Source organism: Pseudomonas sp. GW823-FHT01D03, from assembly GCF_058798255.1.
In genome coordinates, this window is the sequence record NZ_JBXAKK010000001.1 from 4663639 (window position 1) to 4676091 (window position 12453).

Consider the following 12453-nt stretch of genomic DNA (forward strand, 5'->3'; position numbering starts at 1 on the left):
AGGAGTTTAAACAGGGCGATTCCCTTCGCAGGTAACGAAGGGATGCGCAAATGTCACCACATGGTTACACAGGAATGCTCCGCGACCATTGCGCCAGAGCTGTTGCCATACTGGGTGACAAGGGTAGACGAGGAATCAGCACCGCCTGCCACGCGTGGTAGAGATCCGGTTTGCCCGGCCAGATGTCGGCGCTCGGGCGGTTTTGCGGATCGAGTTCGTGATGCCAACTGCCATCACAGCGATCGATGAAATGGTTTTCGCAGAACTCCCAGAACAGCCGATACCAGGTTTCGTATTGCGCATCGCCGGTACGTTTGAGCAGAGCGCTGGCCGCCGCGCTGGCCTCGGCATGGGTCCAGTGCAGACGGTGACGCACCACGGCTTTATTGTCCCAATCGAGGGTGTAGACGATCCCCGGGGCGCCATCGACGTCCCAGCCGTGTCGGCAGTTCTGCTCGAAGAGTTTTTGCGCATCGGTCGCCAGCCAGCCCGGCGTGAGCATCCCGGCCTGAACCCGCGCGGCTTCGAGGTGCAGCAACAGCCGCGCCCACTCGAAGCCGTGGCCCGGGGTGGTGCCGTAAGGGCGGAAACCATCGGCGGGATTGTCGTGGTTGTATTCGCGCAGCGGCTGCCAGTCGCGGTCGAAGTGTTCGATGACCATGTAGCTATTGGCGGCGGCGTGACCGTGAATCACCCGCTCGACGATGCGCTGCGCACGCACCAGCCAGCGCGGATCTTCAGTGACATCGGCCAGCGCGAGGAATGCTTCGGTGGCGTGCATGTTGCTGTTGGCGCCGCGATAGGCCTCTTCTTCGCGCCAGTCGCGGTTGAAGAATTCGCGCATGGCGCCCTCTTCTTCGCTCCAGAAATACGTGTCGATGATGTCGATCGCATCATCCAGCAACGCCTGGGCGCCGGGACGCTGCGCGACCACCGCCGAGCTGGCCGCAAGCGCGACGAAGGCATGCAGATAGGCGTTCTTGCCGGTGTTGCCATCGCGATGTTCGGCGACCGCAAACCAGCCGCCATGCAGCGCATCACGCAATGGCCCGCGCAGGGCCGCGATGCCATGATCGACCAGTTCGGCAAACCCCGGCAGGCCCTGAATATGGGCCATGGCGAAACTGTGGGTCATGCGCGCGGTGTTCATGGTTTGGGCTTGCGCGTGCGCCGGTAAACGGCCGCGCTCGTCGAGGTTGCCGAAACCCTCGGGCAGTCTTGAAGCCTTGGCGAATGCCAGCAGACGCAGACCTTCGTCGGCAAGCCATTGCTGGTGGGCAGGGGCATTCAGCCAACTGCTGAAGCCTGGGTGAAAGGTGTCCATGAGTGGCCCTTTTTTGTTGTTATGACTGCGGGCAGTCTAAACAACGGGCCGGGGTGGGCTTGTAACGAAGGGGGCGGGGTTTGTCACCGGCTCGTGACATTCACATATTACTTGTGGCGAGGGAGCTTGCTCCCGCTGTGACGCGAAGCGGCACCCAAAAGACGGCCTGCTGCGCAGTCCAGCGGGAGCAAGCTCCCTCGCCACAGGGGCGGTATCAGTCAACACTGCGCGGCAACTGCAGGGTCACCCGCAACCCGCCCTCACGCAAATTCTGCAGCGTCACTTCGCCGCCATGACTGTGGGCAATGTTGCGCGCAATGCCCAAGCCGAGACCATAACCCTGCTGCTGCCCGGCCAAGCGAAAGTGCGGCTCGAACACCTGCTCCAACCGCTGCTCCGGAACCCCCGGGCCTTCGTCGTCGACATGCAGGACAAACGCGCGCTCATCGTCATCGATGTGCAGGTGCGCGTTCTGCCCGTACTTCAACGCGTTGTCGATCAGGTTGCCGATGCAGCGCTTCAACGCCAGAGGCTTGCCCGGATACGCCGCCAGCGCCTTGCCCTGCTGGGTCACGCGGCCATTGCCGTTGGGCGCCAGGTACGGCTCCACCAGACAATCGAGCACATGATTGAGATCCACCGGCTCGATGTTCTCGTGGATGTCGGTGTCTTTCACGCATTGCAGCGCGCCTTTGACCAGCAGCTCCAGCTCATCGAGATCACGACCGAACTTGGCTTGCAGCTTCTCGTCTTCCAGCAGTTCGACGCGCAAGCGCAGACGGGTGATCGGCGTGCGCAGGTCATGGGAAATCGCGCTGAACAACTGGCTGCGTTCAGTCAGATAGCGGCTGATGCGTTCGCGCATGGTGTTGAACGCACGGCCCACTTCCACCACTTCGCTGCCGCCGCCCTCGGCTACCGGCTCGACGTCGGCGCCCAGCGACAGATCCCGCGCCGCCCGCGCCAGACGCTTGAGCGGCCGGCTCTGCCAGTGCACCAGCAGGCCGATGAACAACAGCAAGAAGCCGCTGGTGAGGACGATGAACCACACCTGCTGTGCCGGCAGGCCTTGCTCTTCAAGACTGGTGTAGGGCTCGGGCAATAACGAGGCGATGTACAGCCATTCGCCCGGCGCCATCTGAATCTGCGTGACCAGCACCGGCGGATTCACCGGTTCCAGGGTCAGCGCGTAATGCGCCCACGAGCGCGGCAGCTCATCGAGCTTCAGCCCGGCATTGAAGATCCGCAGATCCTCGGGGCTGACGAAGGTCACCGAAATATCAGTGTCATGGCCCAGCGACTGGCGCAGCACTTCATCCACCGCTTGAATTACCGCAGCCTTGCGCGGGGTGATCGGCAGCACGTCCATACCCAGCGGCTTGTCGTTGAGCGTCACCACAAATCGGGTGCCGCCCATGCTGCGCAACTGGTCGAGCACCAACGGCCGGTAAGCCACCGGCAGCGAACGGAAATAGCTGACGCTGGCGGTCATCGAATGAGCGAGGCTGCGGGCGCTGGTGACCAGGCCTTCAAGCTGGGTGGCGCGTAGTTGCGAAACCCAGATCACGCTCGACAAAGTTTGTGCGAACAGCACCGCCAAAAGAGTCAGCAGCAGCATCCGCCCGAGCAGCGAACGCGGCACCGGCACTTTGCCGGCAAGCCGGCGCAGCGACTCAGTGAGCATTGCCGGCAACCACATTGGCTGCCAGTTGGTAGCCGCTGCCGCGTACGGTGCGGATCAGTCGGGGCGGTTTTTCCGTGTCACGCAGACGCTGGCGCAAGCGGCTGACGGCCATGTCGACGATGCGGTCGAGCGGCATCAGGTCACGGCCACGGGTGGCGTTGCCGATGGTGTCGCGGTCGAGGATTTCCTGCGGATGATCGAGAAACAACTTCAGCAGCGCGAAGTCGGCACCGGAAAGGATCACTTCTTCGCCGTCGGTGTGAAACAGTCGATGGCTGACCATGTCCAGCCGCCACTCGTCGAAGGCCAGCACGTCGCTGCCGCTGCGTTCCTGACCGAACTGCGCCCGCCGCAGCAGCGCCTTGATTCGGGCTTGCAGTTCACGAGGGCTGAAGGGTTTGCCGAGGTAGTCGTCAGCGCCGAGCTCCAGCCCGATTACCCGGTCGGCTTCGTCGGAACTGGCGGTGAGCATGATGATCGGCACCTGCGCCTGACGCGGATGCTGGCGCACCCAGCGGCACAGGCTGAAACCGTCCTCGTCGGGCAGCATCACATCGAGGATCACCAGATCGCTCGGCGCTTCATTGAGCGCCTGGCGGAAACTGGCGCCATCGGCGGTGGCCCGCACCTGAAACCCGGCGCGGGTCAGGTAGGTTTCCAGCAACTCGCGTATTTCCTGGTCGTCATCGACCAACAATATCGACTTGTTGACTGAGCTCACTTCGAAGGCATCCTTGTTGTTGGAATTGGGGCGGATTATGCCTTAAGCATCGAACTTGCAAACACCACAGAAACCCCTGTGGGAGCGGGCTTGCTCGCGAAAGCGGTGTATCAGAGACATTTACGGTGACTGACACCCCGCTTTCGCGAGCAAGCCCGCTCCCACAATTGGATCGTGTTCAGGCAGGGATTGCTTGCTCCAGTGCCACACCGGCACCCACCAGCCCGGAATACGGCGCCGTCACCAGCCACACCGGAATGCCCTTGAAGTAATCGCTCATGCAGCCCTTGTCGGCGAAGCTGCGGGCGAAACCGCTTTCGACGAAGAAGTCGGCAAAGCGCGGAATCACCCCGCCGACGATGTACACCCCGCCGCGACCACCGGTGGTCAGCACGTTATTGCCGGCCACGCGGCCGAGCCAGCAGCAGAACTGCTCCAGCACTTCCAAGGCGATCGGATCGCCAGCCAGACCGGCTGCGGTAATCGCTTCCGGCGTATCAAGCTTTGGTTCATGTCCGTCCACCGCGCAGATCGCACGATACACCCGCGGCAAACCGCCACCGCTCAACGCCGTTTCCGCACTGACGTGGCCGATTTCGTTGTGGATGTGCTGCCACAGCTGGGTTTCACGCGGACTGCTCAGCGGCAGATCGACGTGGCCACCCTCGCCCGGCAGCGCGGCAAATCGCCCTTCGCCGAGATCGAGCAAGGTGCCGACGCCCAGGCCGGTGCCCGGGCCGATCACCACCGCCGGGCGCAGCGGCTCCGGCGTGCCTTCGCAGACCACACGGAATTCGCCGGGCTGCAAACGGGTCATGCCCAACGCCATCGCCGAGAAGTCGTTGATCAGCAGCAGTTGCTCGACCTGCAAGGCCTTGCAGAACGCCGTGCGGCTCAGGCGCCAGTGGTTGTTGGTGAATTTGAATTCATCACCACTCACCGGCCCAGCCACCGACAGGCATACCGAACCGATCGAACCCGGCGCCAGACCGAGGCCGCTCAGGTACAGGCTGATCGCCTGTTCCGGGCTGGCGTGGTCGGCTGTCGCCAGCACTTGAACCGATTCCAGTTGCTGGTTTTTCCACAACGCGAACCGCGCGTTGGTGCCTCCGATATCACCGACCAAAGCCAGTTTCAATTAAGCGTCTCCAGGGCAGAAGTGAAGGCGCTGGCGCCCTGCTCCGCCGAGCTGAAGGCCAAACGCATGAAGCCAAACAGTTCGCGACCGCTGCCGATGTTGTTGCCCAACAGGCCTTTGGCAGGTTCGCGCGCTGCAAATTCGGCGGCGTCGACCTTGAGTTCCAAAGTGCCTTTGACGCCATCGACGCGGATGATATCGCCCTCTTGCACCCGCGCCAAAGCACCACCGACATAAGCCTCGGGACTTACGTGAATCGCCGCCGGGATTTTCCCCGACGCGCCGGACATGCGCCCGTCGGTGACCAGCGCGACTTTGAAGCCGCGATCCTGCAGCACGCCGAGGAACGGCGTCATCTTGTGCAGTTCCGGCATGCCATTGGAGCGCGGGCCCTGGAAGCGCATCACCGCGACAAAATCCTTCTCCAGCAAACCGGCCTTGAACGCATCGGCCAAGTCTTGTTGATCCTGGAACACCATGGCCGGTGCTTCGACGATCTGGTTTTCCAGCGCCACAGCGGAAACCTTCATCACCCCGCGACCGAGGTTGCCCTCCATCACTCGCAAGCCACCTTCGGCGGAGAATGCACGGGCGACCGGGCGCAGGATGTTTTCGTCGAGGCTTTCGATCGGGCCTTCGCGCCACACCAGCTCACCGTTATCGAGGAACGGCTCTTTGGTGTAGCGGCTCAAACCATGGCCGAGCACGGTGTTGACGTCTTCGTGGAGCAGGCCGGCTTCGAGCAGTTCGCGGATCAGGAATGACATACCGCCGGCGGCCTGGAAGTGGTTGATGTCGGCTTTACCGTTCGGGTAGACGTGGCTCAGGGTCGGCACGACTTCGGAGAGGTCGGCCATGTCCTGCCAGGTCAATTGAATGCCAGCGGCCATGGCGATCGCCGGCATGTGCAGGGTGTGGTTGGTCGAGCCGCCGGTGGCGTGCAGCGCGACGATGGAGTTGACCAGCGCCTTCTCGTCGACGATTTCGCCGATCGGCATGAAGTTGCCGTTCTGCTTGGTCAGACGCGTGACCTGATGCGCCGCTTCACGGGTCAGGGCATCACGCAGCGGGGTGTTCGGGTTGACGAAAGACGCGCCCGGCAAGTGCAGGCCCATGACTTCCATCAGCAACTGGTTGGTGTTGGCGGTGCCGTAGAAGGTGCAAGTGCCCGGGCTGTGGTAGGACTTCATCTCCGATTCCAGCAGCTCTTCGCGGGTCGCCTTGCCTTCGGCGTACTTCTGCCGCACGTCGGCTTTTTCCTTGTTGGAAATCCCCGAAACCATCGGCCCGCCCGGGACGAAGATCGTCGGCAAATGGCCGAAGCGCAGCGAACCCATCATCAGGCCCGGCACAATCTTGTCGCAGATGCCGAGCATCAGCGCGCCGTCGAACATGTTGTGCGAAAGCGCCACCGCCGTGGACATGGCGATCACCTCACGGCTCGGCAGGCTCAGTTCCATGCCCGGCTCGCCCTGGGTCACGCCATCGCACATCGCCGGCGTACCGCCGGCGAACTGGCCGACCGAGCCGATTTCGCGCAAGGCGTTTTTAATCTGCTGGGGAAAGACTTCGTACGGCTGGTGCGCCGAGAGCATGTCGTTATACGAAGAAACAATGGCGATGTTCGCCGAGTTCATCATCCGCAAGCTGTGCTTGTCTTCGCTGCCGCAACCGGCCACGCCGTGGGCGAAGTTGGCGCATTGCAGCTTGCCGCGCATCGGCCCGTCGGTGGCGGCGCCGCGAATCAGTGCAAGGTAAGCCTGACGCGTGGCGCGGCTGCGGGCGATAAGCCGTTCGGTGACCTCAAGAACGCGGGGATGCATGTGTAGAACTCCAGGCTAACGGATGTGGCGACCTGATTGTCTATGCTGATCAAACGCCGTTGTTGTTGGAATGACAGACGGCTTTTTTGACCATTCGGACCAGTTGATTCAGGTCACTCGTTGTAGATAAAACAAAATATTGCCACTAAAAAGGCTTGTTTTCTATTTTTATGCGAATAATCTTGTAATTCCAACAACAAAACGACGGCGGCGCTGTTCAATGACTCTTCGAATCGCAATCAATGGTTTTGGCCGCATCGGCCGTAATGTCCTGCGCGCACTGTATACCCAAGGCTATCGACAGGATTTGCAGATCGTCGCCATCAACGATCTGGGCGACAGCGCAATCAATGCCCATCTGCTCAAATACGACACCGTTCACGGCACATTCGACGCCGAAGTGGCCCATGACAATGAGAGCCTGACGGTCAACGGCGACCGCATTGCGGTCAGCGCGATTCGCAACCCGGCCGACCTGCCATGGGCCGCGGAAAAAATCGACGTGGTGTTTGAATGCACCGGTCTGTTCACCGACCGTGCTAAAGCCGCCGCGCATCTTACTGCCGGCGCGCGCAAAGTCATCATCTCGGCCCCGGCCAAAGGCGCCGACGCCACGGTGGTTTACGGCGTGAACCACGACATTCTGCGCCAGTCGCATCAGATCATCTCCAATGCTTCGTGCACCACCAACTGCCTGGCGCCGGTGGCACAAGTGCTGCACCGCGAGCTGGGGATTGAAAGCGGTCTGATGACCACGATTCATGCCTACACCAACGACCAGAACCTCACCGACGTCTACCACACCGACCCGTACCGCGCGCGCTCGGCCACGCAGAACATGATCCCGAGCAAGACCGGCGCCGCCGAAGCGGTAGGCCTGGTGCTGCCGGAACTGGCGGGCAAACTGACCGGCATGGCCGTGCGGGTGCCGGTGATCAATGTGTCGCTGGTGGATCTGACTGTGCAGTTGAAGAAGGAAGCCACGGCCGATGAGGTCAACGCGCTGATGAAAGCCGCCAGCCAGCATTCGAAAATTTTGGGTTACAACACGTTGCCGCTGGTTTCCAGCGACTTCAATCACAACCCGCTGTCGTCGATCTTCGACGCCAACCACACCAAAGCCAGCGGCAAACTGCTGAAAGTGCTGGCGTGGTACGACAACGAATGGGGCTTCTCGAATCGCATGCTGGATAACTGCCTGGCGCTCTGCAACGCGGAGTAATTCCCTCCTCCCATGTGGGAGCGGGCTTGCTCGCGAAGGCGTCGTGTCAGGCAATTAATGTATCGACTGACTCACCGCATTCGCGAGCAAGCCCGTTCCCACAGGTTTTTGATTTCAATCTGAAATCAACACTTGACCACTCGACTAGATGATAAGCATTATCATTCGCTCGAAATGGATCAGGTTCCCCCGTGAGTCAATCGCGCTTCAATCATGTCTTCCTCTCTCAGCGCACGTCCCTGCTGCGCACGATCGAGCGGATGGTCAACAATCACAGCACCGCCGAAGACCTGCTGCAGGAGACCTACCTGCGCGTCACGCGGGCGCTGAGCGAGCGCGCCATCGATCACCTTGAACCCTTCGTGTTCCAGACCGCGCGCAATCTGGCGCTGGATCACCTGCGTGCGCGCAAGATCCATTCGCGGACCATGGTCGATGACGTGCCGCAGGATGTGGTGCACAGCGTCGCCGCCCCCGCCAGCAGCGCCGAAGACGCCGCCCACGCCGAACAATTGCTGGAGCGCCTGAACGTGAGCCTCAGTCAACTCAGCCCGCGTCAGCAGCAGATCTTCATTCTCAGCCGCCTGCACGGGCACAGCTATCAGGAAATCGCCGACGAACTGAATGTTTCCCTCAGTACCGTGCAGAAAGAACTCAAGCTGATCATGACCATTTGTATTGGCGTCGCCGAACGTCTGAATGGCGACTGAAGTCGTAGGGCTTTTCTGTAAGTGTCAGGATCGCCTGCACTGATCATTGGGCTTTGCTACCCTTGGCCGACTTTTATGCTTCACTTAAAAAACAGCCGTGCACAGACACTGCCGAGGAAACACCGTGACGGACACCCACCGCTCGCCTTCGCCGGATTCGGCGCAGGACGCTGCCAACGCAATGGATCAGGCACTCGACTGGCTCATTGTGCTCGGCAGCCCGGACGAGGAACAGACCCGGCAGTTCCATGCCTGGCTGGCGGCCGATCCGTTGAATGCCGAGGCGTTCGCCAAGGCGCAAGCGATCTGGGACGGGCCGCAAGTCGCCCAGTGCGCGCAAAACCTCGCGGCCAAACCGGCGAAAGTCACCGTCCTCCAGCGGTTGCGTCCGCACTGGAAAACGTTGGCCACCGCTGCGGTGCTGATTCTGGGCCTGTTCAGTTTCAGCAATCTGCCGATGCGCATTCAGGCCGATCACCTGACCGTGGTCGGCGAGCGTCAGCGCCTGCAACTGGAGGACGGTTCCAGGGTGTTGCTCAATACCAACTCGGCATTCTCCAGCACCATCAATGACCGGCAGCGCGTGGCGCGGCTGTATCAGGGCGAAGCGTTTTTCGAAGTGGCTGCCAACCGTGGCCAGCCGCTGCAAATCGATGCCGGCCCGGTGCAGGCCAGCGTGCGCGACACCGCGTTCGCCGTGCGCTATCTGGACGGCGTCGCGCAGGTCAATGTGCAACGCGGTGATGTCGATCTGCGCGCCACGCACAACGACGCACGAGTGCGTTTGAGCGCCGGCGAAAGCATTCGCATCGGCCCCAACGGTTTCGATCGTCCGGCCAAGCTCGATGCCGCCACCGACCTGGCCTGGGTTCAGGGCCGGTTGATCTTCGAGAACTGTCCGCTCGACAAGGTGCTGGCCGAACTGCGCCGCTACTACCCAGGCTGGATCATCAACACTAACGAGCAGTTGGCCGACGTCAACGTCACCGGCAACTACCGCCTCGACCAGCCGCTGGACGTGGTGCGTTCCCTAGCCCACATCACCTCGGCGCGCCTGCAGGAATTCCCGGCGCTGGTGATCCTGAACTAAATGAGAATTATTTTTACTCGATAGCCAAACCCCGTTCGTCTCGTTATAGCCAATGCAATTGATTCGCATCTTCGGAGGCGGATCAGCACCTATAAAGATTCGTGCGACACGGAGCGCTATCGATGTCCTCTCGCCTTACCCGCCAGACTGCTTCCCCTTCCCGCGTATTGTCGCTGCTGACGGCCGCCATCCTCATGGCCGGCACTGCACCGCTGATGGCTGCCACCGAACAACCGGCGCGCAACATGGGTGATTATTCGTTCTCGATCGGCCAGCAACCGCTGGTGTCGGCGCTCAATGCCTTCACCAGTGTCACCGGCTGGCAGGTCGGTTTACCGGCAGAACTGGGTCAGGGCGTGTCGTCGCCGGGCGTGCGCGGGTCGCTGCCGCCGGAAAAAGCCCTGGAGCGCCTGTTGGTGGGGACCAACCTGAGCTTCCGCAAGTTGAGCAATAACAATGTGGTGCTGGAGAAGCGCGCCACCAGCGGCGCACTCAATCTGGATCAGGTGACCATCAGCGCCACCCGCCAGGAACAGTCGGTCAATAGCGTGCCGGCCACCGTCACTGTGCAGACCCGCGAGGATCTGGATCGCAACAACGTCAACACCATCAAGGATCTGGTGCGTTACGAGCCGGGCGTATCCGTCGGCGGCGCCGGCCAGCGTGGCGGGATCAGCGGCTACAACATCCGTGGCATCGACGGCGACCGCATCCTGACTCAGGTTGACGGCGTCGAAGTGCCGGACGGTTTCTTCAACGGCCCGTACGCCAAGACCCAGCGCAATTACGTCGACCCGGAAATCGTCAAACGCGTGGAAATCCTCCGTGGCCCGGCCTCGGTGTTGTACGGCAGCAACGCCATCGGCGGCGCCGTCAGCTACTACACCCTCGACCCGGACGACATCATCAAGCCCGGCAAAGACGTCGGTGCTCGCCTCAAAACCGGTTACAGCTCCGCCGATGAGAGCTGGCTGAAATCCGCCACCGTCGCCGGGCGTGCCGAGCAGTTCGACGGCTTGCTGCACTTCAGCCAGCGCGACGGTCACGAAACCGACTCCTACGGCAGCAACAACGGCACTGGCCTGGCGCGCACCGCTGCCAACCCGGAAGACGTCAAGGCCACCAACGTCCTGGCGAAGATCGGCTGGAACTACAACGAAGATTCCCGTCTGGGTCTGACCTACGAGAAGTACAAGGACGATCGCGACACCGATCAGAAAAGTGCCTACGGCGGCCCGTACTTCAACGGCGCCCCGACCATCCCCAACAGCATGCTGCCCGGCGGCATGTACCAGTGGCGTACCGGCAACGACACCATCACCCGCGAGCGTTTCGGCGTCGAGCACAGCTTCGCCCTCGACAGCCTGCTGGCCGACAACGTGAAGTGGAGCCTCAACCACCAGATCGCCAAGACCGACCAGAGCACCGAGGAGTTCTACTACCCGATGACCCGTAAAGTGCTGCGCACCCGCGACACGGTCTACGAGGAAAAACAGTGGGTATTCGATGCGCAACTGGACAAGGCCTTCGCCATCGGTGACACCGATCACGTGCTGACCTACGGCACCACGATCAAGCAGCAGAAGGTCACCGGCTCGCGCAGCGGCGACGGCAAGTGCCTGGCAGTCGGCCGTGGCTGCACCGCCATCGGCGCCACCAGCGCGGCGGATGTGCTGAAAAAATCCAGCGACTTCCCCGACCCGACCATCAACACCTACAGCCTGTTCGCCCAGGATCAGATCAGCTGGAACAAGTGGACATTCCTGCCGGGCCTGCGCTACGACCACACCCAGCTCAAGCCGCACATCACTCAGGAATTCCTCAACACCGTGGCCGCCGATGGCAACGGCACGGTCAGCGACGCGAACAAGAGCTGGCACAAAGTCTCGCCCAAGTTCGGCCTGACCTATGCCCTGACCGATAACTACACCTGGTACGGCCAATACGCCGAAGGTTTCCGCACACCGACCGCGAAAGCGTTGTACGGGCGCTTCGAAAACAGCACCACCGGCTACAACGTGGCGCCCAACCCGAACCTGGAACCGGAAAAAAGCAAAAGCTATGAAACCGGTCTGCGCGGCAACTTCGAGCAAGGCTCGTTCGACGTGGCGGTGTTCTATAACAAGTACCGCGATTTCATCAACGAAGACGCGGTCACTCCCGGCTACGACGAGCTGACCTTCCAGTCGAGCAACATCAAGCACGCGACCATCAAGGGTGCCGAAGTCAAAGGTCGCCTGAACCTCGATGCGTTCGGCGCGCCGCAAGGCCTCTACACCCAAGGTTCGATCGCCTACGCCTACGGTCGCAACAACGACAACGGCGAGCCGCTCAACAGCGTCAATCCGCTGACCGGCGTATTCGGTCTGGGTTACGACCAGGACAACTACGGCGGCCTGCTGAGCTGGACCGTGGTGAAGAAAAAGGATCGCGTCGACGACAGCAACTTCAAGTCGCCGGATGGCGTCAGCAGCCAGTTCAAGACCCCGGGCTTCGGCATTCTCGATCTGGCCGGCTATTACAAAGTCACCGACGACGTCACCGTCAGCGGCGGCATTTACAACCTGACCGACAAGAAGTACTGGCTGTGGGATGACGTGCGCGGTTACGACAGCGTCGGCGAAGCCTCGGTGACGCAACCGGCCAACCTCGATCGCCTGACCCAGCCGGGCCGCAACTTCGCGATCAATCTGGTCTGGGACATCTGATCCGCACGGCCCTGCGACGCGCATTGATCAGCG

General features: G+C 61.5%; 9 protein-coding genes. 4 read left to right on the forward strand and 5 right to left on the reverse strand.

What is annotated here, in order from left to right; translation table 11 throughout:
- Positions 1 to 64: 64 nt before the first annotated feature.
- The 5 genes from AC1RBR_RS20620 to edd all read right to left on the reverse strand — a co-directional run bounded on the left by AC1RBR_RS20620 (position 65) and on the right by edd (position 6690).
- The gene (locus AC1RBR_RS20620) at positions 65 to 1324 is read right to left on the reverse strand and encodes a D-mannose isomerase (protein ID WP_492566354.1); all 1260 of its coding nucleotides are present in this window, start codon (positions 1322 to 1324) and stop codon (positions 65 to 67) included.
- A gap of 214 nt (positions 1325 to 1538) precedes the next feature.
- Entirely contained in the window at positions 1539 to 3008 is a 1470-nt protein-coding gene (locus AC1RBR_RS20625; protein ID WP_492566356.1) for an ATP-binding protein, read from the reverse strand.
- Positions 2998 to 3729, reverse strand: coding sequence for a response regulator (locus tag AC1RBR_RS20630; RefSeq protein WP_007917879.1), 732 nt, complete (start codon positions 3727 to 3729; stop codon positions 2998 to 3000). Before AC1RBR_RS20630 ends, AC1RBR_RS20625 begins: the two co-directional genes overlap by 11 nt.
- A gap of 178 nt (positions 3730 to 3907) precedes the next feature.
- Positions 3908 to 4867 carry a glucokinase gene (locus AC1RBR_RS20635; protein ID WP_492566358.1) on the reverse strand — a complete coding sequence of 320 codons (960 nt, stop codon included), beginning with the start codon at positions 4865 to 4867 and terminating at the stop codon, positions 3908 to 3910.
- Positions 4864 to 6690, reverse strand: coding sequence for a phosphogluconate dehydratase (edd, locus tag AC1RBR_RS20640; protein ID WP_047599558.1), 1827 nt, complete (start codon positions 6688 to 6690; stop codon positions 4864 to 4866). Before edd ends, AC1RBR_RS20635 begins: the two co-directional genes overlap by 4 nt.
- 220 nt (positions 6691 to 6910) lie before the next feature.
- Between edd and gap the strand changes: the two genes are divergently transcribed.
- From gap to AC1RBR_RS20660, 4 genes are all read left to right on the forward strand, one after another.
- The gene (gene gap / locus AC1RBR_RS20645) at positions 6911 to 7912 is read left to right on the forward strand and encodes a type I glyceraldehyde-3-phosphate dehydrogenase (protein WP_166496471.1); all 1002 of its coding nucleotides are present in this window, start codon (positions 6911 to 6913) and stop codon (positions 7910 to 7912) included.
- A gap of 191 nt (positions 7913 to 8103) precedes the next feature.
- Positions 8104 to 8622, forward strand: coding sequence for an RNA polymerase sigma factor (locus AC1RBR_RS20650; protein ID WP_047599555.1), 519 nt, complete (start codon positions 8104 to 8106; stop codon positions 8620 to 8622).
- A 124-nt stretch (positions 8623 to 8746) separates the two neighbouring features.
- Complete coding sequence (locus AC1RBR_RS20655; RefSeq protein ID WP_492566360.1) at positions 8747 to 9712, forward strand: FecR family protein; 966 nt, start codon at positions 8747 to 8749, stop codon at positions 9710 to 9712.
- 122 nt (positions 9713 to 9834) lie between these two features.
- Entirely contained in the window at positions 9835 to 12420 is a 2586-nt protein-coding gene (locus AC1RBR_RS20660) for a TonB-dependent receptor (protein WP_492566362.1), read from the forward strand.
- The last annotated feature ends 33 nt before the right edge of the window (positions 12421 to 12453 follow it).